At 64.1% G+C, this 22,822-nt stretch carries 17 protein-coding genes; 12 read left to right on the top strand and 5 right to left on the bottom strand.

The window, feature by feature from the left end; translation table 11 throughout:
- Nucleotide 1 precedes the first annotated feature (1 nt).
- Together BLS61_RS21335 and BLS61_RS21340 are read left to right on the top strand one after the other, a co-directional pair.
- A complete protein-coding gene (locus BLS61_RS21335) occupies nt 2-448 on the top strand; it encodes a PaaI family thioesterase (RefSeq protein WP_090434401.1) in 447 nt (148 codons plus the stop codon).
- A gap of 2 nt (nt 449-450) precedes the next feature.
- Complete coding sequence (locus tag BLS61_RS21340; RefSeq protein ID WP_090434404.1) at nt 451-1,467, top strand: zinc-dependent alcohol dehydrogenase; 1,017 nt, start codon at nt 451-453, stop codon at nt 1,465-1,467.
- A 6-nt stretch (nt 1,468-1,473) separates the two neighbouring features.
- On the opposite strand, the gene BLS61_RS21345 is transcribed toward BLS61_RS21340, so the two are convergent.
- Nucleotides 1,474-1,941: a MarR family transcriptional regulator gene (locus BLS61_RS21345; RefSeq protein ID WP_090434407.1), complete on the bottom strand. Its 468-nt coding sequence runs from the start codon at nt 1,939-1,941 to the stop codon at nt 1,474-1,476.
- A gap of 80 nt (nt 1,942-2,021) precedes the next feature.
- Here BLS61_RS21345 and BLS61_RS21350 point away from each other — a divergent pair, with 80 nt between their 5' ends.
- The 9 genes from BLS61_RS21350 to BLS61_RS21390 all read left to right on the top strand — a co-directional run bounded on the left by BLS61_RS21350 (nt 2,022) and on the right by BLS61_RS21390 (nt 17,113).
- Nucleotides 2,022-2,627, top strand: a complete 606-nt coding sequence (locus BLS61_RS21350) for a glutathione S-transferase N-terminal domain-containing protein (protein ID WP_090434409.1) — start codon at nt 2,022-2,024, stop codon at nt 2,625-2,627.
- 368 nt (nt 2,628-2,995) lie between these two features.
- Nucleotides 2,996-5,767: a bifunctional glycoside hydrolase/polysaccharide deacetylase family protein gene (locus BLS61_RS21355; protein WP_244157990.1), complete on the top strand. Its 2,772-nt coding sequence runs from the start codon at nt 2,996-2,998 to the stop codon at nt 5,765-5,767.
- Nucleotides 5,742-9,344, top strand: a complete 3,603-nt coding sequence (locus BLS61_RS21360; RefSeq protein ID WP_167358766.1) for a tetratricopeptide repeat protein — start codon at nt 5,742-5,744, stop codon at nt 9,342-9,344. Before BLS61_RS21355 ends, BLS61_RS21360 begins: the two co-directional genes overlap by 26 nt.
- Before the next feature lie 27 nt (nt 9,345-9,371).
- Nucleotides 9,372-9,890 carry a penicillin-binding protein activator LpoB gene (locus BLS61_RS21365; protein ID WP_090434411.1) on the top strand — a complete coding sequence of 173 codons (519 nt, stop codon included), beginning with the start codon at nt 9,372-9,374 and terminating at the stop codon, nt 9,888-9,890.
- Nucleotides 9,891-9,895: 5 nt separating this feature from the next.
- Nucleotides 9,896-11,263 carry a PelD GGDEF domain-containing protein gene (locus tag BLS61_RS21370; protein WP_090434414.1) on the top strand — a complete coding sequence of 456 codons (1,368 nt, stop codon included), beginning with the start codon at nt 9,896-9,898 and terminating at the stop codon, nt 11,261-11,263.
- Nucleotides 11,241-12,230, top strand: a complete 990-nt coding sequence (locus BLS61_RS21375) for a tetratricopeptide repeat protein (protein WP_090434417.1) — start codon at nt 11,241-11,243, stop codon at nt 12,228-12,230. Before BLS61_RS21370 ends, BLS61_RS21375 begins: the two co-directional genes overlap by 23 nt.
- Complete coding sequence (gene pelF / locus BLS61_RS21380; protein WP_090434420.1) at nt 12,227-13,753, top strand: GT4 family glycosyltransferase PelF; 1,527 nt, start codon at nt 12,227-12,229, stop codon at nt 13,751-13,753. Before BLS61_RS21375 ends, pelF begins: the two co-directional genes overlap by 4 nt.
- Nucleotides 13,753-15,123 carry an exopolysaccharide Pel transporter PelG gene (gene pelG, locus BLS61_RS21385; RefSeq protein ID WP_090434423.1) on the top strand — a complete coding sequence of 457 codons (1,371 nt, stop codon included), beginning with the start codon at nt 13,753-13,755 and terminating at the stop codon, nt 15,121-15,123. The genes pelF and pelG overlap by 1 nt, the downstream gene beginning before the upstream one ends.
- Nucleotides 15,124-15,529: 406 nt before the next feature.
- A complete protein-coding gene (locus BLS61_RS21390) occupies nt 15,530-17,113 on the top strand; it encodes an aldehyde dehydrogenase (NADP(+)) (RefSeq protein WP_090434426.1) in 1,584 nt (527 codons plus the stop codon).
- Between the two features lie 69 nt (nt 17,114-17,182).
- Here the strand turns inward: BLS61_RS21390 and BLS61_RS21395 are convergent, their stop codons facing one another.
- A complete protein-coding gene (locus tag BLS61_RS21395) occupies nt 17,183-17,956 on the bottom strand; it encodes an alpha/beta fold hydrolase (protein WP_090434429.1) in 774 nt (257 codons plus the stop codon).
- Between the two features lie 100 nt (nt 17,957-18,056).
- On the opposite strand from BLS61_RS21395, the gene BLS61_RS21400 reads away from it, so the two are divergent.
- Entirely contained in the window at nt 18,057-19,487 is a 1,431-nt protein-coding gene (locus tag BLS61_RS21400) for an HD domain-containing phosphohydrolase (protein WP_208598834.1), read from the top strand.
- 15 nt (nt 19,488-19,502) lie between these two features.
- Here BLS61_RS21400 and BLS61_RS21405 read toward each other — a convergent pair whose 3' ends face one another.
- The 3 genes from BLS61_RS21405 to BLS61_RS21415 form a co-directional block, all read right to left on the bottom strand.
- Nucleotides 19,503-19,697: a hypothetical protein gene (locus tag BLS61_RS21405; protein ID WP_090434431.1), complete on the bottom strand. Its 195-nt coding sequence runs from the start codon at nt 19,695-19,697 to the stop codon at nt 19,503-19,505.
- Between the two features lie 106 nt (nt 19,698-19,803).
- A complete protein-coding gene (locus tag BLS61_RS21410) occupies nt 19,804-22,053 on the bottom strand; it encodes an ATP-binding protein (protein WP_090434434.1) in 2,250 nt (749 codons plus the stop codon).
- Nucleotides 22,050-22,655, bottom strand: coding sequence for a biliverdin-producing heme oxygenase (locus tag BLS61_RS21415; RefSeq protein ID WP_090434437.1), 606 nt, complete (start codon nt 22,653-22,655; stop codon nt 22,050-22,052). Before BLS61_RS21415 ends, BLS61_RS21410 begins: the two co-directional genes overlap by 4 nt.
- Between the last annotated feature and the right edge of the window lie 167 nt (nt 22,656-22,822).

Below are 22,822 nucleotides of genomic sequence, written 5' to 3' on the forward strand. Positions count from 1 at the left end.
CATGAACGATTTCGCTTTGCTGCCCGCGACCTCCGGCCTGCAGGCCCTGCAAGCATTGATTCGCGGCGAGCTGCCGGCGCCCTCCATCGGCGAGACCATGGGTATCAAGGCGGTGCAGGTGCAGGCGGGTAGCATCACCCTGGAGGGGCGCCCGGACCAGCGGCACCTGAACCCGGCCGGGGCCGTGCATGGCGGCTTCGCGGCTACCTGCCTGGATGGCGCCGCGGCGCTGGCGTTGTTCTCCATCCTGGAGGCGGACGTGCCGCACTCGACGGTGGATCTCAACGTCAAGTACGTGCGCCCGTTGCGCCCCGGCGAGGTCTATCAGGTGCGCGGCTGGGTGGTCGAGCGTACCCGCAGTCTGGCGATCTGCGATGCGCAGATCGTCGATGCGCAGGGCAAGCTGTGCGCCAAGGCCACCACCACCTTTGTCATCGGAGTGGCCTAGGCATGAAGGAACTTATCGTTCAGGGCCCCGGCCAACTGGCTTGGGTCGAGGCGCCTGAACCACAACTTACGACTCCGGCCAGTGCGCTGGTCAGGCCCATCGCCTCGGCCTCCTGTGATCTAGATCGTCGTCTGATCGCCGGCACCACGCCGTTCAAGCCGCCCTTTGCGCTGGGCCACGAATGCGTGGCCGAGGTGCTGGAAGTGGGCTCAGCGGTGCGCAACCTGCACCGTGGCGATCTGGTGTCGGTGCCCTGGAAGATCGCCTGCGGCGCCTGTGCCCAGTGCCTGGCCGGACGTTCCAGCGCGTGCACCACGGTACCGCGCATGGCCTGCTATGGCGTACCGGCGGGCGGGCATTGGGGTGGGCTGTTCTCCGAGCAGGCACTGGTGCCGTTCGCCGACGCCATGCTGGTGCCCTTGCCTGCCGGGCTCGACCCGCTGGCGGTTGCCAGCGCCAGCGACAACCTCACCGATGCCTGGGTGGCCGCCAGCCGGCCGCTGGCCACACGGCAGGATGCCCGTGTGCTGGTGGTCGGTGGTACGGAGAGCCTTGGCGTGCTTGCCGTGCAGATGGCGCGGGCCGCCGGGGCGGCCAGCGTGGACTATCTCGACGAGCATCCACTGCGCCAGCAGCTTGCCGCGCGCAGTGGCGCCGGTGTCGATCTGATGGGGCGCGATCTCGACCGCAGCTATGACCTGGTGATCTCCGCTACCCGCGATCATCAGGCGCTGCGAAGGGGGTTGCTGGCGTTGGCGCCCGGCGGGCATTGCTCGTGCATCGGTATCATCTTCGACGATCCGAAGATTCCGCTGTTCGACATGTACCTGCGCGACGTCACCTTCTCGGTCGGCGCCTGCAGCGTGCAGCGGCATATCCCCAAGGTGCTTGATCTGGTGCACAGCGGCTATTGCGATCCGCTGCTGGTCGAGCCGCAGGTGGTGGGTTGGGAGGACGCGCCGCAGGCGCTGATTCAGCCGCTGACCAAGTGCATCGTGGTGCGCGAGCGCATCACCTGATGGCTCTCAGTTGAGCTGCTCGGCCAGTGCCTGCATCACTCGGCGCCAGGCCTCCTGGCCATCGGCGTCGGTGCTGGCCAGCGCCTCGCGCAGGGTTTGTCGTTCCAGCTCGGTGGCCTCGGCTTCCAGCGCCGCGCCCGCCGCGCTCAGTGCCAGCAGCTTGAAACGATGCCGGCCCGGTTCGCGGGTGTATTGCACCAGCGCCTGTTCGAACAGGTGCGACAGCGGGCGATGCAGCGCCTGGTTGCTGATGCCCAGGGTGGTGGCCAGTTCGCCGATGCTGATTGCCTCGGCGCGGGCGATCACATACAGAATGCGATGATGCACGCGGGACAGCCCGCGTGCTTCGAGAAAGCGGTCGGCCGCCACCGTCAGGCCGCGGAAGCCGAAATGCAGCAACTCGAGGCTATGGTCGAGCGGGTCCAGCGATTTCAGGTTCACGGACGCCGTGTTGATCTTTTTCTCGATGACCATAGGACATTCACGCCGGTTGAGGTGCGCACAAGCCTAAGGCTTCGGCCGGTCCTCTCACAACACGCCACAGGAACATGCGCATGCAACTGATCTACGCCGCTGCCTCACCCTTCGCCCGCAAGGTTCGCGTGCTGGCCGCAGAAACCGGCCTGCTGGAACGAATCGAACTGCTTGATACCGCCGTGCTGCCAACCACGCTGAACGAGCGAGTCAATGCCCTCAATCCGCTGGGCAAGATTCCGGTGCTGCTGACCGATGACAGCGAGGCGCTGTACGACAGCCGGGTGATCTGCGAGTACCTCGACACCCTGCACGACGGCCCGCGCCTGCTGCCGCAGGACGCCGCGCGCTGGTCGGTGCTGCGTCTGGTGGCGCTGGCCGACGGGCTGATGGACGCCGCCGTGCTGGCGCGCTACGAAAAGGCCGCGCGCCAGCCCGAGCAGCAATCCCAGGCCTGGCTCGACGGCCAGCTGGGCAAGGTCAAGCGCGCCCTGGCTGAGCTGGAACGTCAGGCCGAGCGACTGCAAGGGCCCGTGGACATGGCGCAAATTGGCGTGGCCTGCGCCTTGGGTTATCTGGATTTCCGTTTCGCCGATCTCGACTGGCGCGCTGCACATCCTCGCCTGGCAGCCTTCCAGCAGGCGTTCGCCCAGCGTGCCTCGATGCGCTCTAGCGCGCCGGTTTGACGGTTCAGGGCGTGATTCCGTCAGTCTTGTTTCTGGCTCGTCCTGGCAGACAGGAGGTATGTCGGTTATTTGACATGAATGCCACTTTCAGTGATGCTAAATAGCCATTATCGAGGCAGGCTGATTTCAGATAAAATGCCATTTATTTGACTTTTATGTTTTGATTATGCCGGCAGTCTGAGATTTGTATCAGAAAATTGACATTATGTTTGCCGTACTGGTATCAATGGCGGCACATATAAGCGTCGCGATTGTGCGCAATGTCTCGGACCTGACTATCGTGCAATACGTGACTGGGGGGATGCCTCGCCAGAGGTTTCTGTGAGATGTAGGCGTACAAGCGCTTTCCAGTTCAGCGGGTTGATCAGTTGAAATTCTCAAAGGGAATAGCCGGACTTTTCAGTCTGGCCGTTGCGCTTTTCGCTAGTACGGCACTTGCCCGCCCCTCCAATGTGGCTTTCTGGTACGCCGACGAGCCGCCGCTGCCCGAGCTTTCGCAGTTCGAGTGGGTGGTCGTCGAGCCCGGGCATGTCTCCCCGTCCGACCTCGCCTATCTAAAGGCTCAGGGCAGTACCGTTTTCGCTTACCTGTCGGTCGGTGAATATGATGGCGACCTCCCTGCCGCTGGCTTGCAGGATGCCGCCAGCACCATCAGAAACAGCGCCTGGAACAGTCAGGTCATGGACCTCGCCGCCCCTGCCTGGCGCGACTATCTCCTTGGCCGAGCCAGCGCTCTGAAAGCGCAGGGTTATGACGGCGTCTTTCTCGATACGCTGGACAGCTTCCATCTTCAGCCCAGGGAATCCCAGGAGCCGCAGCGCCTGGCATTGAAGAGTCTGCTGCAGCAGATGCACCGCCGCGAGCCTGCGCTCAAGCTGTTCTTCAACCGCGGTTTCGATGTTCTGCCTGAGCTGCCCGGCGTCGCTGCCGCGGTAGCCGTAGAGTCCCTGTATGCCGGATGGGACGCTGCGAGTGGCGGTTACCGCCAGGTGCCGCAGGGCGATCGCGACTGGTTGTTGCCACATCTGGACGCCGCAAGGTCACAAGGCATCCCGGTCGTGGCGATAGAGTACCTGCCTCCCGAACAGCGCGAGGAGTCCCGCGAGCTTGCTGCTCGTCTGGTTCGCGAGGGCTTCATTCCCTACATCACATCGCCTGCACTGAACGCGCTGGGGATGAGCTCCATCGAGGTTCAGCCTCGCCGCATCGGTTTGGTCTACGACCCCCGCGAAGGCGAGTTGGAAGACAATCCCGGCCATATCTATCTCGGCGGGCTGCTCGAGTATCTTGGCTATCGCGTCGACTACTGGCCGGCTGATGCTTCGCTGCCGCAGCGCTCGCTCAAGGGGCTGTATGCCGGCGTCGTGGTGTGGATGACCAGTGGCGCCCCGGAAAAGCGCGACATCTTCGAGGCCTGGCTGAACAAGCGACTCGATGAGCAGGTTCCGTTGGCATTCTTCTCCGGTCTGCCGGTGGACAACGACAGCCTGCTCAGCCGTCTGGGCATTCGTACCCTGTCGCAGCCCGTTACCGATGACGCCGTGCTGGAGTCGCATGACGCGGCGCTGATTGGTGGGTTCGAGGCGCCCATGCGCTTGCGTACCCGCGAGCTGCCGGCGCTGACCGTCATCAACCCGCAAACCACCCAGGCAGCTGTGGTCATTCGCGGTGGCGAGAAGCGCTACGTGCCCGTTGCGACCGGCACCTGGGGCGGCTTCGCGCTGACGCCCTATGTGTTCGAAGAGGGAATGGATCACCGTCGCTGGATCGTCGACCCCTTCGCTTTCCTCCAGCGCGCCTTTGCCTTGCCCCCGCTGCCGAGGCCTGATACCACGACGGAGAACGGCCGGCGCATCGCCACCGTGCACCTCGATGGCGACGGTTTCGTGTCGCGCGCCGAGGTCACCGGTACGCCTTACTCCGGCATTCAGGTACTGGATGATTTCATCACCCCCTATCCGTTGCTGACTTCGGTATCGGTGATCGAGGGCGAGGTCGGCCCCAAGGGCATGTATCCGCACCTGGCTCGCGAGCTGGAGCCGATCGCCCGCAAGATCTTCGCCGACCCGAAGGTCGAGGTGGCCAGCCACACCTACAGTCACCCCTTTTTCTGGCAGCCGGAGAAGTCGTCGCAACGTGAGGATTTCGAGGCGCAGTACGGCTACATGATGGCCATTCCGGGCTACAAGACGCTGGATATGCAGCGCGAGGTCGTGGGCACGCGCGACTACATCAATCAGCGCCTGACCACTCCGGAAAAGCCGGTGAAGATGATCTTCTGGTCGGGTGATGCCATGCCCAGTGCCGAGACCATCAAGCTGGCGTATGACAGCGGTCTGCCCAACGTCAACGGCGGTAATACGGTTCTGACCAACGCCTACCCCTCTCTCACCGGGCTCTATCCATTGATTCGCCCGACCGCGGGAGGCCTGCATTTCTACGCGCCGGTGATCAACGAGAACGTCTACACCAATCTCTGGACAGGCCCCTACTACGGCTTCCGCGGCGTGCAGGAAACCTTCGCGCTGACGGACAGCCCGCGCCGCCTGCGTGGCTTTCACCTGTATTACCACTTCTACTCGGGGACCAAGCAGGCCTCCATCCGGGTGATGAAGCAGACCTACCAGGCCATGGTCGACAGCCAGCCGCTGTCGTTGTGGATGAGCGATTACATCAAGCGCGTAGAGGGCCTCTACAGAGCGAGCCTGGCCAGGCGTAGCGATGGTGCCTGGTCGATCAAGGGGCTGGTGGGCATGCGTACGCTGCGTCTCGACCCGGCTCTGGGGTGGCCCGATCTGTCGCGTTCCGTGGGGGTCGCCGGTGTGCGCGACCTGCCGCAGGGGCGTTACGTACACCTCAGTGGGCCCGAGGCGGTGCTGGCGCTGCGCGAAACGCGCGATCCGCGTCCTGCCCTGGAGGAGGCCAATATCCCGCTGACGGCGTGGCGCTACAGCGATGACGGAAACGTCACGTTTTCCTTCGAGGGAGAATTCCCGCTGGCATTCAGCGTGCGTTCGGGCAAGGCGTGTCAGGTACAGGTGGGTGGGAGTCGCTTTCAGGCGAAGGCTGACAAGGGTCTCTGGCACTTCGAATTGCCAATGAAGCGGGTGAGAGATGGAAAGCTTATCTGCAACCAGTAAGCGCGAGCGCCAGACGCGCCTGCTCAACCCCTGGATGATCGTACTCGTCGCGCTCTTCGTGGTGGCGCTGCTGGCTCTTTCCTACAAGAGCGAGGACGTATTCCTCCCTTCTGACGACTCGCCCCCCGACGCGGTGGCCATCAGCTATACGGAGTTGCTGATCAAGGCCCACCCTGAAGACGATCAGCTACGCCTGAGGTTGATCGATCAGTTGATTCAGGTCGGTGACTTCAAGCGTGCGCGCGAGTATCTGGAGCAGCTGCAGGGCCGCCTGCTGACCGTCACGCCGTTCTATGCCGCGATGCTGGATATTCTCAGGGCCCAGGCCGACCCCGAGGGGATTGGCGAAGAGCGACGGGCGCAACTGATCGAGGCGTTGCGCGCGCTGCAGATCGCCGACATGGACAATGGCAAGCTGGAGCGTATTGCGCGCTACGCATTGGAAATCGGCGGCCTGGATGTAGCGGTGACGTCTTACAGGGCCCTTGCCGAACGCGATACCGCGCGGCGTACGCACTGGCTTGGCGAGGCCGCATTGTGGAGCCTGGCGAACAACGATCAAAGCGGCGCCGCGCAGCTTTACCTGCAGTTGGCTGCTGAAGAACCCGACGCTCGCAAGCGCGCCGAGCACCTGCGTGAGGCGTTCAACGCCTTGCGCGCTGCGGACCACTCCGAGCAGGCCGCCGAACTGCTGGTGCAGCATCTCGGCGAGCTGGACGCCGAGCAGGAATCGCTGGATTGGCTCGCCGAGGGTGTGGATGCCGCTCAGGCGGCGCAGCGCTTCGACCTCGCCGACCTGTTCATTCAGCGCTGGTTGAGCCTGAAGGCCGATGACCATCGGGCGCTCAATGCCGATTTTCGCCTCAGCCTGGCGTCCGGCGCGATCGATCGTGCCTGGCAGATCGGGCCGGAGCTGCTGGCGCAGACGCCCGACGATTTCGAGCTGATGGCCGAACTGGCGCGCCTGGCAGAATGGACCGGGCACACCCAGCAGGCATTGAACTACTGGGTGCAGATGCTGGCGCATCGAGAGGACCCGGCGATGCGCGAGCGCGTCTGGCGTTATGCGCTGCAATTGTTCGACTTCGATCAGGTGGTCAGCACGCTTTCGGCCATCGACCGCCAGCGGCAGATGACGGATCAGGAAGTGGATACGCTGGTGTACAGCCATGAAGTTCGCGGCACCCCCGAGGACGCGGAGTCCTGGCTGCGCGCTTACCTGCAGCGCTATCCCAACCATCTGTTCGCCCGCAAGCGCCTGCGCATGCTGCTGGAGAACACTCAGCAGCTCGACAAGGAAGCCGAGCTCTGGGCCAGCATGGCCGAGCGCACGAGCCTGACCACGAAAGATCGCATCCGCTGGGCCAGGGTGCATTGGAACCTCTTCCAGGCGGAGCGGGCCTGGACGGTGCTGACTGCCATGGACGCGGCCGCGGTGGATGACCCGGAGTACTGGCAACTGCGTGCCGACCTGGCGTGGAAGCTCGAGCGGGATGCCGATGTGCGCGAGGCCTACGAGCGCCTGGTCAGCCTCGACGTGCCGCTGGGCCGGGACGATGAGGACCGTCTGATCCGCATCTACTGGGACAAGGAGCCGCGCCGTGCGCTGCAGGTGCTGGTGGACAGCTGGCGCCGCACCGGCAGGGTGGCGCGGCTGACCGTGGCATTGCAGCTGGCCGAGACCTTGCGCGACTGGGACACGCTCAGAGCGCTGCTGGCCGAGGCCGAGCAGTCGCCGGCGGGGCGTGGCAGTTCGCAATACTGGCTCGCTCGTGCGGCGCTGGCTGCCGAGGATGGGCAGTACGAGCAGGCCAACCACTTCTACAAGCAGGCCCTGGCTCAGTTCCCGGAAGACAACCTGGTGCGTCAGCGCATGCTCTGGTTCTACATCGACAACGCCCAGCGCGATGTCCTTGCAGCGCTGCTGCCGCAATGGCGCTCACGCGCCGTTGCCGACAGTCGCCTGTGGCTGCCCTATGCCACCGGCCACATGATGCTCAACAACACGCATGAGGCCTTGCTCTGGTTCCGCCAGTACCTCAAGTCCAATCCAGCCGATCGCCTGGCGTTGGCCGCCTACGCCGATGCCGCCGAGGCGGCCGGTTATGCCGATCTGGCCTGGCGCCTGCGTCGCCAGTTGCTCAAGGACATGGACCGCGCGCGGATCATCGCGACGCCGGAAGGTTATGCCATGTACCTGCGCCTGCTCGCCGGCAGCCAGGGCTCGCTGGTCTCCCTGTCGCAAGCCAGGCAGTTGTGGAACGGCGAACAGGCGACACTGCAGCTCTGGTTCGAACATTTTCTCGAGCGGCTGGATGCTGGCAACCAGGCGGCGCTCAAGGACGACTGGCTGGCCTGGGGCGCGGCGCGCGGCCTCGAACCCGGCAACTACGATCAGATCCAGCAGGCGCTACGCAGCGACAATCGCGAGCAGATGCAGCGTCTCCTGCAGCGCGGCAGCCTGGACGTCGCCCATCAGGTCGAGGTACTCGCCCGCCTGGGACACGACGGCGAGGCGTTGGCCACTGCGCTCAGCGCCCAGGGCGACGAGCAGCCGGTTTCCATTCGCCAGCAATTGCTCAACCAGACCACCGGCATGCTCGAGCGCTCGCCGCAGGGCATCCAGCTGGGTTGGCACAAGATGGATTTCGGCGACCTGGATATGTCCGGCCCTCGCCTGCGCGTCGCGCGCAACCTGGGCGACGACTGGTATGCCGATCTGCAGCTCGACCAGATGCGCTATGACAGCGCCAACCTGGACAGCGCGGTGATGGGCAACGAGCGCAATCTCAAGCTGCATGCCCGCCGGGAGCTGTCCGATGGCGACCTCAGCCTGTACCTCGACAGCAGCCTGCGCGATGACGATGACCGCCATGGCCTGGGCGTCGAGCGGACCTGGCGACTGAGTTCGCGCGACGAGCTGGGCGTCGCCCTGGACTGGCACAGGCTGGCCGATGACACCGGGCTGTTGCGCGCGCTGGGTATGCGTGACGGCCTGGGCCTGAGAGGTCAGCACGGCTTTTCCGCGCGTGACCAGCTGAGCTGGTCGATCACCCACAGCCGCTACAACTCGAGAGGCGGCGATGCGCTCGGCACGGGTAATGCGGTGTCCCTCGAGTGGGGGCACATGTTGTTCTTCGATGATCCCTCCTGGCTGCTGCGCACCGGCCTCGATTACCAGAAGAACAGCGTCGAGAGCGAGGTACCCAGCGAGCTGCTGAGTGCCAACGGAGGCCCCTACATACCCTTCGACACCACGCCGGGCGCGACGATTCTGGGCGAGGAGCTGATGCAGGACCGTTACGGCCAGGTGTATGTCGCCAGCACCTGGCGCCGTGGTTTCCCCGGCGCCCTGAATCGAACCCGTCCGCAGTTCACCTGGATGGTCGACACCATTGCCGGCTGGCAGTGGACGGAAAAGCAGTTCAACTACGGTATCAACCTGGGCGTTGGCGTAGAGCTGTTCGGCGATGACGAGTTGGCGGTGACCCTCGGCTATCAATCCGCCCCGCGTGGTGGAGAGGGTGATGCCGGCGGGTCCATGGGCATTACCTACAGCACCCGCTTCGGGCGCTAAGCAAGGATTCTCAAAGGAGGAATGACGATGCAAATCATCCGTTGCCTGACCCTGGTGGTCATTGCAGCACTCGCGACCGGGTGCTCGAGCTTCACCCGCGAAAGTGGTCAGACGCTGCCGCGTAACGCCTCCTGGGGCGTGGCGCCGCTGGTCAATTACGCCCAGGCCCCGCAGGCCGGTGAGCGCGCCGAGCAGATTCTGATCAGCATTCTGGCTGAAGAGGGCGTGCGGCCGCTGATGTATCCGCAGCCGCCGCGGCAGGACCTGCTGCTGCAGGACGACCGTGAACGCCAGATCCAGGCCCTGGACTGGGCGCGCCAGCAACGTCTGGCTTACGTGATCACCGGCAGCGTCGAGGAGTGGCAGTACAAGAATGGCCTCGATGGCGAGCCAGCCGTAGGCCTCAGCCTGCAGGTGCTGGAGCCGGCCACCGGGCGCGTACTCTGGAGTTCGAGCGGCGCACGTGCGGGCTGGTCGCGCGAGAGCCTGGCGGGGGCGGCGCAGAAGGTACTGCGTGAGCTGGTCGGTAACCTCGACTTCGAGTGATGACGATGCAGTCTGCCCACAAGGATTTCATACTTGCGCCGAGGGCCAGTGGCCGCGTTTCCTGGTGGGAAACCTGCCTGCTGACGCTGCTCGCCCTGGGTTTCGGCTACTGGCTATCGCCGGACGATCCGTTGCTCGTGGCGGCGTCGTTTCCCTGGATGATTCTCGTACCGATACTGCTCGGCGTTCGCTATGGATTCCTGCAAGGGCTGTTCAGTGCGGCGTTGTTCATCGCAGCGCTGTTCGTGTTTCGCTTGGCCGGGCGCGAAATCTATCTGGATACTCCGGCCTCCTTCATCGTGGGGATGCTGCTGTGCAGCATGCTGGTAGGCGAGTTCCGCGACATCTGGGAGCGTCGTCTCGAGCGCCTCAGCCTGGCCAACGAGTACCGCCAGCTGCGCCTCGACGAGTTCACCCGCTCTCATCACATCCTGCGTATTTCCCATGATCGCCTGGAGCAGCGCGTGGCGGGCAACGACCAGAGTCTGCGCAGCTCCCTGCTCAGCCTGCGCGAACAGCTGCGGGCTTTGCCGGGTGATCGTGATGCCCTCAGGACCCTGGCCGACACGGTCATCTCGCTGCTTGCGCAATACGGCTCGCTGCGGGTTGCAGGGCTCTACCGGGTGTTGGACAACGAGCAGGTCGAGCTGCAACCGCTTGCCACGCTTGGCGAGATGGGCGAGCTGAACCGCGACGATGTGCTCCTGCGGCAGTGCCTGCAGCGCGGTGAGCTGGTCAGTGTGCGTTCCGAGGTACTGGCGCGTGGCGAGGGCGGCCGTCATTCCGCGTTGCAGGTCTGCGTGCCGCTGATCGATACCGAAGACCGCATCCTGGCGGTTCTGGCGATTCAGCAGATGCCGTTCTTCATGTTCCACGAACGCAGCTTCAGCCTGCTGGCGATTCTCGCCGGGCATATCGCCGATCTGCTGATGAGCGATGCCCAGGCCCTGCAACTGCCGGATGCCGATGCCCAGCACTACTCGCAACTGCTCAAGCGCTCGCTCAGCGACGCGCGGGACCACGATCTGCCGGCCAGCCTGTTCGCATTCGAACTGTCCGAGGAAAACGGCGAAGAGATTCAGCGCCTCCTGGAGGGCAGCCAGCGCGGTCTCGACGTACAGCTCAAGGCGATCAACGGGCGCGGTCACCGTCTGGTGCTGGTGCTGCTGCCGCTGACCTCGGGTGAGGGTGCGCTGGGTTACCTGGTGCGTCTGCGGCAACTTTTCGCCGAGCGCTTCGGCCAGGGCCGGGAGCTGGAATCGCTGGGTGTACAGACCCATCAGTTCCTGTTCGAGGGCGGTGATGAGCGCGATGCGTTGAGACATTTCCTTTTCAACGAGTGCGCATTGAATGATCAGCAAGTGGCTGTTTAGCGGGGCCGCGCTGCTCGAGATCGGCAGTTGGGCCAGTGCCGTCAGCGATCTTCCCGTGCATCAGGCCGCGTTGCTCTACGCTTCCGCGCATGGCCTGGGCAGCGCCATGCTGGCTGCCGGCATCTGGCTGCTACTGCCGCGTCGCTATCGTTACCCGTTCCCCTGGAGCCCGCTGTTCATCTTCAGCGTCTCGTTCTTCATCCCCCTGATCGGCATGATCGGCGTGGCGCTGGCGCTGTTTCCCGCGCTCTACCTGCCGCGCAAGCGCAAGGTGCAGCCCTGGGAGGCCACCGCCGTTCCCGAGCTGCCTTTCAAGCCGCGCGAGCGCAAGCAGGAGTTGATGTTCAGCGATGGTGGCCTGCAGGACGTGCTGCGTCATGCACGTGACCCCGATCAGCGCTTGACGGCGATCTTCGCGACACGCCGCATGCGCAGCAAGGAAGCCATTCCGATTCTGAAACTGGCGCTGCGTGATCCATCCGATGACGTGCGTCTGCTCGCCTACTCGATGCTCGATCAGCGTGAAAGTCGAATCAACCAGCGTATCGAGCACGCCCTGGCGAGCATGGACAGCGCCAGCACGGACCGCAAGATCGCCCTGCATGGCGAGCTGGCGCGCTGGTACTGGGAGCTGGCATACGTCGGCCTGGCCCAGGGCAGCGTTCTGGATCACGTGCTGCAGCAGGCCTGGAGCCATGTCACGGCCGCGCTGCTGGGCAACCCGGGTGGTGAACTGCACCTGCTCGCCGGGCGTATCGCCATGGAGCAGGGCAACCTCGATGAAGCGTTGGCGCAGTTCGATCGGTCCGCGCAGAGCGGGATGGATGCGATGCAGCTGGCGCCCTATCGCGCCGAAATCGCGTTTCTGCGCCAACGCTATGACGAAGTTGCGCAAATGCTGGCCACGATGCCGGCCGAGCTGTTGCAACGTCCCCCCTTCGCGGCATTGGCTAGATACTGGTTATGAGTGAAAGATCCGCTGTTCCCGACGTGCAGAGCGTCGATGTCTGCCTGTTGCTCGAAGGAACCTGGCCCTACGTGCGCGGGGGCGTGTCGAGCTGGATCAACCAGCTGATCCTGGGGCTGCCCGAGCTGACCTTCTCGGTGTTGTTCATCGGTGGCCAGAAGGAGGCCTACGGCAAGCGCCACTACGCCATCCCCGACAACGTGGTGCACATTCAGGAGCACTTTCTCGAGGACGCCTGGAGCGAGATCCCCACCACCAGTACCCGTTCCAGCCCGGAGTTGGCCGAGCTGATGCTGGATGTGCACCGCTTCCTGCACAATCCGGAGGAACCCAGCGAGGAGCAGGGCAAGGCCTTCGTGGACACCCTGGCAGCCGGTCGTATCGGCCGCGAGGCCTTCCTGCAGAGCCGCGCCAGCTGGGATGCCATCGTCGAGGGCTATACCCAGCACTGCGCCGATCCGTCATTCGTCAATTATTTCTGGACGCTGCGCTCCATGCAGGCGCCGCTGTTCATGCTGGCGGAAGTCTCCAGAACGCTCCCGCGCGCGCGCATGCTGCACTCCATCTCCACGGGGTATGCCGGCATGATCGGCAGCGTCCTGCAGCGCCGCTGGGACTGCTACTACCTGCTCAGCGAGCATGGCATCTACACCAAGGAGCGCAAGATCGATCTGGCCCAGGCGGGCTGGATCGCCGAAAGCCCCGACGAGCGCCTGAGCACCGGCCTCGATGCGGAGGTCAGCTATATCCGCAGGCTGTGGATCCGTTTCTTCGAGCGCATCGGGCTGATCACCTATCGATCGGCGAACTCCATCATCGCGCTGTACGAGGGCAACAGGCGGCGTCAGGTTCTCGATGGCGCTCCCGAGGCGCGTACGCGAGTCATCCCCAACGGTATCGATCTGGCCAGTTGGGATCAGGCGCTGCTCAGCCGTCCTGAGGGCGTGCCGCCGGTGGCCGGTCTGGTCGGGCGTGTAGTGCCGATCAAGGACGTCAAAACCTTCATCCGCGCGATTCGTGGCGTGGTCAGCGTCATGCCCGAAGCCGAAGGCTGGATCGTCGGCCCGGAGGAAGAGGATCCGGATTACGCCGCCGAGTGCCACAGCCTGGTGGCCAGCCTGGGGCTGCAGGACAAGGTGCGCTTTCTCGGCTTCCGCCAGGTGCGCGAAGTCGTGCCGCAACTGGGCGTCATGGTGCTGACCTCGATCAGCGAGGCGCAGCCGCTGGTGGTGCTCGAAGCCTGGGCCGCCGGCACGCCGGTGGTGACCAGTGATGTCGGCTCGTGCCGCGAGCTGGTCGAAGGCTCCACGCCGGAGGATCGCCAGCTCGGTACGGCAGGGGAGGTGGTGGCCATCGCCGACCCTCAGGCCACCTCGCGCGCCATCCTCTCGCTGTTGCGCAATCCGGAGCGCTGGAAGGCTGCCCAGGCCGTCGGCCTGGAGCGTGTGCGGCGTTACTACACCGAAGAACTGATGCTCGCGCGCTATCGCGAGCTGTATCGCGAAGGCACGGAGAGCGCGTAATGGCGGGTATTGGCTTTGAACTGAGGAAGATCCTGTCCAAGGACTCCTACACCTCGACGATGCGCGCCTATCTGTATGCCGGCCTGATCAGTTCCGGCCCTTGGGTATTATCGATCATCAGCGTGATGCTCATCGGCGTGTTGAGCCTGGGGGCGGTGCTACCGGAAACGCTGATCGGCCAGTTCCTGGTCACCGTCACCTACCTGATGGCCACGTCGCTGATTCTCACCGGCGGGCTGCAGCTGTTCTTCACCCGCTTCGTCTCCGACCGGTTGTTCGAGAAACGCCTGGACCTGATCCTGCCCAACCTGGTGGGCATACTGCTGCTGGTGACGATCGTCTCGGGGCTGCTGGCGATCTGCGTGCTGGGGCTGCTGTTCGATCAGCCGTTTTCCTACCGCCTGCTGGTGATGGCCAACTTCGTGGTGCTGTGCAACCTGTGGCTGGTGATCATCTTCCTGTCGGGGATGAAGGCCTACAACCGCATCCTCGGGGTGATGTTCCTCGGCTACTCGCTGATGGTCGCCTCGGCCTATCTACTGCGCTTCCTCAATATCGACGGCCTGCTGCTGGGCCTGCTGATCGGCCACTCCAGCCTGCTGTTCATCTTCCTCTTCGACATCCTGCGCGAGTACCCGGCAGAACGCCTGGTCGCGTTCGATTTTCTCAAGCGCCGCCAGGTTTTCGTCAGCCTGCTGCTGACCGGGCTGTGCTACAACCTGGGCATCTGGATCGACAAGTTCATCTTCTGGTTCAACCCCTCGACCTCCGAAGCGGTGATCGGCCCGTTGCGGGCATCGATCCTCTATGACCTGCCGATCTTCCTCGCCTACCTGTCCATCATCCCCGGCATGGCGGTGTTCCTGGTGCGCATCGAGACCGATTTCGCCGAGTGGTACGAGCGCGTCTACGAGGCGATTCGTGGTGGGGAAACCCTGCAGCACATCGGCTGGCTCAAGGAGCAGATGATCCTGGCGATTCGCCAGGGCCTGATGGAAATCTGCAAGGTCCAGGGGCTGACCCTGGTGCTGCTGTTTCTGCTGGCGCCGCAGTTGCTGTCGTGGCTGGGTATCTCCCTCTATTACCTGCCGCTGTTCTACATCGACGTGATCGGCGTGAGCATTCAGGTGGTGTTCATGGCCTTGCTCAACGTGTTCTTCTATCTCGACAAGCGCGCCATCGTGCTCGAACTCTGCGTGCTGTTCGTCCTGGCCAACGGTGCGTTGACCCTGTTCAGTCAAATGCTCGGCCCGACTTTCTTCGGCTACGGCTTCACCCTGTCGCTGCTGCTGTGCGTGCTGCTCGGCCTCTACCGCCTCAACGAGGCGCTGGATGACCTCGAGTACGAGACCTTCATGTTCAGCCGCTAGCGGCCCATGAGCCGGGGTACCCGGAGCCCCGTCAACCCGGCTGAGCACGTCTTCAGCGCTGCTGCCCCGCCATGCCCGCTCCTCGGCGGGGCTTAAGTCCTCTCCCTGGCGCGAACGGCGCCGGCCATTTCGCGTCATGGCGCAGTCGCCAGGCTGCGCCCATCGCTCGTCCCGCCGCCTGGCCTTGTGTCGGTCGTGTTCTGCGTGAGCACCCCGTGGGCCGCTGATTCCTGCAAGGAACTCGGCTTGGTTCGGCTTCCGCGTTCGTATGAGGGGACAAAAGTTAAGTTGTCACTTATCATACGTCCTACAACTGCGCAGGCGGTTGCGAAACCTCGGCGGCCGCGCCGAGGGCTCATTGATCGTCCCGGAGCGATGTCCTCGCTTCAACTGACAGGAGAACGCAATGCTGAGTCTGACTGGCCACAACTACATCGGTGGCGAGCGCCGCGCCGCTGGCACCACCCTGCTCAAGAGCATCGACGCCAGTAGCGGGGAAGCGCTGCCGTACACCTTCATCCAGGCCACGCCGGAAGAAGTCGACGCTGCCGCCCAGGCTGCCGCTGCCGCTTATCCGACCTACCGCAACCTGTCGGCTGAGCGCCGTGCCGAGTTTCTCGAGGCCATCGCCGACGAGATCGATGCCCTCGGTGATGACTTCGTTGCCCTCGTTACCCGCGAAACCGCCCTGCCGGCTGCCCGCATTCAGGGCGAGCGTGGTCGTACAAGTGGCCAGATGCGTCTGTTCGCCAAGGTGCTGCGTCGTGGTGACTTCTACGGCGCGCGCATCGACCGCGCCCTGCCGGATCGTCAGCCGCTGCCGCGCCCGGATATCCGCCAATACCAGATCGGCGTCGGTCCGGTCGCCGTGTTCGGCGCCAGCAACTTCCCGCTGGCCTTCTCCACCGCCGGTGGCGATACCGCCTCTGCCCTGGCTGCCGGCTGCCCGGTGGTGTTCAAGGCGCACAGCGGCCACATGGCCGCCGCCGAATGCATGGCCAGTGCAGTGATCCGCGCGGCCGAGAAAACCGGCATGCCCAAGGGCGTGTTCAACATGATCTTCGGCGGCGGCGTCGGCGAGATCCTGGTCAAGCATCCGGTCATCCAGGCCGTGGGCTTCACCGGTTCGCTGAAAGGCGGTCGCGCCCTGTGCGACATGGCGGCTGCCCGTCCGCAGCCGATCCCGGTGTTCGCCGAGATGTCCAGCGTCAACCCGGTGATCGTCCTGCCGGGCGCCCTGAAGGCGCGTGGCGCCACCGTGGCCAAGGAGCTGGCTGGCTCCGTGGTGCTGGGCTGCGGCCAGTTCTGCACCAACCCGGGCCTGGTCATCGGCATTCGCAGCGCCGAGTTCAGTGAGTTCGTCGCAGGGCTCAGCGACGCCATCGCCAGCCAGCCGGCGCAGACCATGCTCAACGCTGGCACCCTGCGCAGCTACACCGGCGGCGTCGCGCAGCTCAAAGGCCATGCAAAAGTCAGCCACCTGGCGGGCAACGAGCAGACCGGCAACCAGGCGCAGCCGCAGCTGTTCAAGGCCGACGTGAGCATGCTGCTCGAAGGCGACCATCTGTTGCAGGAAGAAGTCTTCGGCCCGACCACCATCGTCGTCGAAGTCGCCGACAGCGCCGAGCTGACCCGTGCCCTGCAGAGCATGCACGGCCAGCTGACCGCGACGCTGATCGCCGAGCGTGACGACCTCAGCGCCTTCCGCGACCTGCTGCCGCTGCTGGAAGTCAAAGCCGGCCGTGTGCTGCTCAATGGCTACCCGACCGGCGTGGAAGTCTGCGACGCCATGGTCCATGGCGGCCCGTACCCGGCGACGTCCGACGCTCGCGGCACTTCGGTCGGCACCCTGGCGATCCACCGCTTCCTGCGTCCGGTGTGCTACCAGAACTACCCGGATGAGGTACTGCCGGAGGCGCTGCAGAACGCCAACCCGCTGGGCATTCAACGCCTGGTCGACGGCGTGCATACCCGTGACGCGCTGAGCTGATCCGGGCGCTGCAACGAACAATGCCGCACCCTTCAAGGTGCGGCATTTTTCGTTCAGGCGGCTGCAACCTTACTTGGCAGCGGCCTGGGTTTTCTCCACCGCCTGGATGATCACCTTGGCCACATCGGCCGGACGCGACTGTTGCGGCACGTGGCTGGCGGCGACCTCGGTGGTCTGCGCGCCGATCTTCTTGGCGAAGTCGCGCTGCATTTGCGGCACGATCATGCGGTCATCGCTGGCGACGAGGTACCAGGACGGCTTCTGCTTCCAGGCCGCGACGCTGGTGCGGTCATCGAAGGCGGCAGCGCGGATCGGACCCTGCGTGGCGGTCATGATCGCCGTCTGCTTGGCAGGCAGATCCTGCGCGAAGTCGGCGGCCATGCCCTGCGGCGTCAGGTAGAGGAAGCCGTTCTTGTCCGCCGCGATCTGGCTGGAGCCCGGCGCGGTGGGATAGCCGCCGTAGAGCTCGCCGGTGGATTGGCCCGCATTCGGCGCGAAAGCCGCGACATAGACCAGGCTGCGCACCTTGTCGTCGCTACCGGCCTGGCTGATCACCGTGCCGCCCCAGGAGTGGCCGACCAGTACCACGTCGCCGTCCTGGTTGTTCAGCACGCGCTGGGTGGCGGCGACGTCGTCGGCCAGCGAGGTCAGCGGGTTCTGCACCACGGTAACCTTGATGCCCTTATCCTGCAGCAGCGGCACGACCTTGGCCCAGTCGGAGCCGTCGGCGAAGGCGCCGTGAACGATCACCACCGACGGCTTGGCGTCGGCGGCCTGGGCACTGACTGCGAAGAAGGGGCTGGCGATGGCGAGGGCGAGGATCAGCGGCTTGGTATTGAACATGCTTGAATCTCCTGTGCTTGGGGGAGTTCAGTGTCGATAATGCGCCGGTGCCCCGGTATCGGTCGTTTATCCGAGGCCGGCAAAAATAGGAGAGCTGCCCATGCAGGTGAATGACGCCGTCGCGCTGGAAGACGTCATGCTGGCACTGGCCATGGTCGGCGATCTGAGCATGGGGCAGCCCATCGATCAGTCGCGGCGTACCGCGCGCCTGGCGCAATGGCTGGCGCAGGCCTGTGGCGGTGATCAGGCGCAAATCGATGCGGCCCGGCAGGTGGCGCTGCTGCGCTGGTCCGGCTGTACCGCCAATGCCGATGGTTTCATGCGTCTGCTCGGCGACGACGTCGGCGGCCGCCGCGCCATGCTGGCGCACACCCTCGATGCCGCAGGCCACCGCGCCATGCTGCGCACCACGCCATTGGCCGTGGTGCACTGCGAAGTCGCCGGCGAGGTGGCCCGCACCCTCGACTTGCCGGGGCAGGTCGAGCTGGGGCTGCGGCACATCTTCGAATGCTACGACGGCAGCGGCCGGCCGCTGGGCTTGCGTCATCCCGATATTCCGCAGGTGGTCTATCACGTGGTGCTGGCCGGCGATCTGGAAATCCTCTCGCGCGTCCATGGTCTGGAGGCGGCTCTGGAATGGATCGGCGCGCAGGGCGATCGCCGCTATCCTGCGGGCCTCGCCGAGCTGCTTGTCCGCCACGCCGCAGAGTGGCTGGATGCACTGCGCACGCCCGAGGGAATACGGCCTGGCGTCGGGTCGCAGGTCTCGCTGACCCTGGTGGGCGACGTGATCGATCTCAAGTTGTCCTGGTTGGCCGGCCATTCACGCCAGGCTGCCAGCCTGGTGCGCGATGCCGGCCGGCTGTGGGGCTTGCCCGAGGAGCGCCTCGACATACTCGCCAAGGCGGCGCTGATCCATGGCCTGGGCCGCGCGGCCGTGCCCAATCGAATCTGGAGCACGCCCGGCCCGCTGCTCGAAGGCGACCTCGAATCGGTACGCCTGGTGCCCTACTGGACGCACCGCGCCTGTAGCCAGATCGGCGGCCTGAGCGAAGCCGGACAACTGGCCGCGCATGCCTACGAACGCCTGGATGGCAGCGGCTATTTCCGCTCGTTGAGTGGCGAGGCGCTGCAGGCCGAGCATCGTCTGCTGAGCGCCGCGCTGGCCTGGCTGGCGCTGCGTGGCGAACGCCCCTGGCGCGCTGCCTTCAGCGATGAGCAGGCCTCCCGCGTATTGCTGGATGAAGCCGAGCAGGGCCGCTTCGACCCACGCGCCTGCCAGGCGGTGATCAGCGCCGCGCGTGGCGAGCAGGCGCCGCTGGCCAGCAAGCCCGGCAATGGCCTGCTCAGCGAGCGCGAGACGCAGATCCTGCAACGCATCAGCAGCGGGGCGAGTAACAAGGAAGTGGCGCGCGACCTCGGCATCAGCCCGAGCACGGTGCGTACTCATGTCGAGAGCGTGTTCCGCAAACTGCAGTGCTCCACGCGCGCAGCGGCAACCTTGAAGGCGCTGACCCTGGGCGTGATTTGAGGCAGGGGCGACGGCTCAGTCGCCCCCTCCGCCGCCGCCATCGCCCCCGCCGCCCGAGTCGAAGCCCCCGTCACCGAAGCCAGGGCTGGAATCCTGCCCGCTCAGGCCGCTTCTCCTCTTTTTGCCTGCGCGTGACTTGGGCCTTGAGCGTTGCCACGAGTAGATGAAAAGCACCACGAATGCGATAGCGATCAGCGGCAGAATATCCATGCGTTTTTCTCTCCATTGCCTTAGCGATGATCCTGGCGACACCGGCCTGCTGATCTCGGACGCCTACCCAGCGAAAACCTCGCCGCTAGAGAGGCGTCCGAGCCGCCTACAGGGCACTTTCCGCAAGCGCCGGCACGGTGAACTGAAACGCCGACCCCTTGCCCAGTTCGCTCTCGACGACGATATGCCCGCCGTGGGCTTCCACTATGCCTTGGGTAATGTACAAACCAAGCCCGGTCCCGGTTGGATTGCCATCCTTCGCCGTCCAGTAACGGTCGAACACATGAGGCAGGTGCTCCTTGGGGATGCCCTCGCCGGTATCGCGCACCGTAAACAGGATGTCATCACCGACAGATTTCGCGCGCACTCCGACCTTGCCCTGTCGTGGGGTGAACTTGATCGCATTGCCGATCAGGTTCGAGAGCACCTGAAACAGCCGCTCTGGATCAGCGTGAATGCGCAGGTCCGGATCAGCCTCGAAAGAGATGCTGATGTCCTTATCCAGGGCGAGGGGGGCGAGCAGCGATTGCGCCTCTTCGAACATGTGTCCGACATCGAGCTTCTGCGGGGTGATGGTGTAGCGCCCTGCATCGATCTTCGACGTGTCGAGCAAATCCTCGAGCAGGGTATTCATCCGTCCGGCGGCCTGCTGCATGGTGTCGAGTGCCGTGGCGATGCGTCGCGAGGTGTGCGGGCCGTCTGAGCTGAAGGTCTTCTGCATCATGCCGCAGAGCATCGAAATCACCGTCATGGGGTTTCTCAGGTCATGCGATACCACGGCAACCAGCTCGTCACGGGCACGCACCGCCTCCTGCTCGCGGCGGACTTGCCGGGAGAGGTCATGCTCCAGCGCCGAGCGGCGCAGGTCGTTGGCCGCAAACAGATCTCCCTGGCTCCATTTGGTTGAGATACCGGCCATCTCGACCTTCCAGATTTCGAACGATGTACGAGGCCGCAAGCGCAGGCCTGCATCGGAATTTTCCAGATCCATGGGTTTGCGCGGATCGCCGCTCCAGTTGATGCTTTCCTTCACCTCCGGACGAAACCACAACACAGCGTTATCCACCGGTTTGGGCAGGCTCATCGCCAGTACACCGCTGGCCACCTGCGGATACTGCGCTGCGGGCGGATACACAGCAGAAAGGTGATGACTGGAAAACACCGGCTCGCCCCTGTCCTGCAACCATTTGTACAACGCGCGGATTTCCTGGGGCTGCGGGCAGTTGCCGTATCGGTGTAGCTGCTTGTCTTCGATGATGGCGACACCGCCAGCCGCCGTCAGCGTCATCAGCACGTCAGGTCGTCCTGCCAGCCCATCGAAAACGGTCTGCGGCGAATCGATCATTGCCTGATTGAGCAGCGTCAGCGCATCGATTTTCTCTTCACGCTGACGGTTGATCTCCAGCGACTCCATGGCGCTGATCTGTAACGACAACACCTGACCGATAGTCTGGCAGGCGCTGCGCAGCTCATGTGGTACGTGCAAAGGCTGGCGATTGCCGCAACTGATCAGACCCCAGAGTTTGTCGTCCTTGAGCAGGGAGATACTCATCGACGACAGCACACCCATGTTCTTCATGTATTGGCAGTGAATCGGGGAAACGCTGCGCAGCGTGGCGAAGCTCAGGTCCAGCGGGGTCTGCGTGTCGGGACGCAGCTTAGGCACCAGAGGCACCGGTTGGTAATCGGCGTTGGGGATGATGCGCAGCCAATTGGTGCGATACAACTCGCGAGCCTGTTCGGGAATGTCCGAGGCGGGGAAGAACAGACCATTGAAGAGCTCCATTGACGGCGCGGAGGCTTCAGCGATGACCTGACCATGGCCCTCTTCCTCGAAGCGGTAGATGAGTACCCGGTCATAACCTGTCATCGCCTGAATTTCCCTGACACTGACTTCATACAGCTCCTGCAGCGTGGTCGCTACCTGCAGGCGCTGGAGCAGGCGGCCCAGGTTGCTTTTGAGCCCCGCGACGTTTCGCGGCTGGAAATTTTCCACGTGGATTTCCAGCTCCAGGATCAACACGCCCTGATACCGGTGCAACAAACCCTCGAATGCCGTGCCATTGATGTGAAAGTGCAGGGGCCCTGCGTCGGAGAACGCTGGACGCACCAACGCCTCGCGTACTGCCTCGGTATGGGCCTGGCCAATCAGCTTGTGTAACGGTTGGCCGATCAGTTCTTGCGGCGTGTGCGCCAGCAAGGTTTCGACATTGGCGCTGATCTGGATGATTTCCAGAGCGGGCTCGCTGAGTGTCAGCAGCAAGCCATGGGGCTGAATCGCGCCGGGGAAGCGGATCGGCTCGTCGGCGCAGTTGTTCAGCAAGTCTTCAAAGGCATCTTTGTTTTGCGGGGTCATATCAGTACCTCTCTGCTTTCGAGCCAGCGCTCGAAACAGCCGAATGTGGCTCGGGCCGCCATGACAACGGCTCCGCGTTCGCCCGTATCCAGGGATCGGCTACCCAGATAGGCAATGAAATCACGCCAGCGTCGCCCGGTGTCCGCGCCGTAGATATCGAGAAATGCCGCTCCGTTGTCGGCATTCAGGCCCAGCCGCGAAGCCATTTCCCGGCGCAGGATTTGCCCACCGAGCGTTGCCCCTTCGAGCACATATAGAACGCCCAGGCAGGTGGGCCTGCAGTTAATTGCCGGCAATGAATGGCAGATCGGCAAACACTCGATGGCCTCGGCCGACAGGCCTAACGCATGCAGGTCTTTGCACAGTGTGGGTGCTTTGAGGCGCGACACCAGATCGAAATCGGCAGACGTCATGTCGCTGGCGAGCAAAGCGTTTTCAAGCGGCATATAAAAGCCGTAATACGCCTGCATCAGTCGTTGAAAGGCGTTCGTGTCGAGCAGGTCAGAGAAAAAAGGAAGCTGTCTTTCCAGCCTGATGTGCAGTTCCGCGGTACCGGCACGCAGATCTTGCAGCACAGGCACTTCGCGGGCCTTGGCTTGCATGTGGTTGCCCTTGTGAGGGCCACTTGTGGCCAATTTTAAGGTGAGCAGGGGCTAACCCTATCACGCGAGCTGGGATATCCAAGCTAAAACGGCTCAAACCGGATAAGCGTGTCACTGAAGGCCAACCTGGGAATCAGAGCCTGGCTTGCAGTGTGTCGCACCTGTGA

The sequence above is a fragment of the Ectopseudomonas guguanensis genome, from assembly GCF_900104265.1.
In the GTDB taxonomy this organism is placed as follows: Bacteria; Pseudomonadota; Gammaproteobacteria; order Pseudomonadales; family Pseudomonadaceae; genus Aquipseudomonas; species Aquipseudomonas guguanensis.

Coding starts and splice junctions, on each gene's coding strand:
- BLS61_RS21360 (WP_167358766.1), top strand. CDS start 5,742: ATGGAAAGCTTATCTGCAACCAGTAAGCGCGAGCGCCAGACGCGCCTG.
- BLS61_RS21370 (WP_090434414.1), top strand. CDS start 9,896: ATGCAGTCTGCCCACAAGGATTTCATACTTGCGCCGAGGGCCAGTGGC.
- BLS61_RS21410 (WP_090434434.1), bottom strand. CDS start 22,053: ATGACCCCGCAAAACAAAGATGCCTTTGAAGACTTGCTGAACAACTGC.
- BLS61_RS21350 (WP_090434409.1), top strand. CDS start 2,022: ATGCAACTGATCTACGCCGCTGCCTCACCCTTCGCCCGCAAGGTTCGC.
- BLS61_RS21340 (WP_090434404.1), top strand. CDS start 451: ATGAAGGAACTTATCGTTCAGGGCCCCGGCCAACTGGCTTGGGTCGAG.
- BLS61_RS21400 (WP_208598834.1), top strand. CDS start 18,057: ATGCAGGTGAATGACGCCGTCGCGCTGGAAGACGTCATGCTGGCACTG.
- BLS61_RS21375 (WP_090434417.1), top strand. CDS start 11,241: ATGATCAGCAAGTGGCTGTTTAGCGGGGCCGCGCTGCTCGAGATCGGC.
- BLS61_RS21405 (WP_090434431.1), bottom strand. CDS start 19,697: ATGGATATTCTGCCGCTGATCGCTATCGCATTCGTGGTGCTTTTCATC.
- BLS61_RS21415 (WP_090434437.1), bottom strand. CDS start 22,655: ATGCAAGCCAAGGCCCGCGAAGTGCCTGTGCTGCAAGATCTGCGTGCC.
- BLS61_RS21395 (WP_090434429.1), bottom strand. CDS start 17,956: ATGTTCAATACCAAGCCGCTGATCCTCGCCCTCGCCATCGCCAGCCCC.
- pelF (WP_090434420.1), top strand. CDS start 12,227: ATGAGTGAAAGATCCGCTGTTCCCGACGTGCAGAGCGTCGATGTCTGC.
- BLS61_RS21335 (WP_090434401.1), top strand. CDS start 2: ATGAACGATTTCGCTTTGCTGCCCGCGACCTCCGGCCTGCAGGCCCTG.
- BLS61_RS21365 (WP_090434411.1), top strand. CDS start 9,372: ATGCAAATCATCCGTTGCCTGACCCTGGTGGTCATTGCAGCACTCGCG.
- BLS61_RS21345 (WP_090434407.1), bottom strand. CDS start 1,941: ATGGTCATCGAGAAAAAGATCAACACGGCGTCCGTGAACCTGAAATCG.
- pelG (WP_090434423.1), top strand. CDS start 13,753: ATGGCGGGTATTGGCTTTGAACTGAGGAAGATCCTGTCCAAGGACTCC.
- BLS61_RS21390 (WP_090434426.1), top strand. CDS start 15,530: ATGCTGAGTCTGACTGGCCACAACTACATCGGTGGCGAGCGCCGCGCC.